The 253-nt window shown below is 60.1% G+C and carries 1 protein-coding gene; it reads right to left on the bottom strand.

Features of this window, described 5'->3' with window-relative positions; all coding sequences use genetic code 11:
• Positions 1–253, bottom strand: a 253-nt coding sequence (locus tag BN1125_RS18210) for a DDE-type integrase/transposase/recombinase (RefSeq protein WP_156992993.1), incomplete at both ends; no start/stop codon positions are given.

Raw genomic sequence — 253 nt, 5'->3', positions numbered from 1 at the left:
GATGACGCTCCGTTGCAGCAATGCGGCGGCGTGTTCACCGCTCTCCTGCTCATGCACTTCCCAGCCAACCCCTTTACGGCTGTAGATATCCTCTATCAGATAGAGGTAGTAATACTGGCCACGTACCGGCGACGGCAAGTAGGTGATGTCCCAGGACCACACCTGATTGGGGCCCGTCGCGGTATGGCTGGTTGGTACCGGCACATGACGCGGTGGTTGACTCCGGCCACGTCTGTGCTGCTGGTCAGCGACC

This window comes from Aeromonas fluvialis (assembly GCF_000819885.1).
GTDB lineage: Bacteria > Pseudomonadota > Gammaproteobacteria > Enterobacterales > Aeromonadaceae > Aeromonas > Aeromonas fluvialis.
Note: the sequence above shows the minus strand (reverse complement) of the source record. Positions and strands in the feature narration are given on the sequence as shown.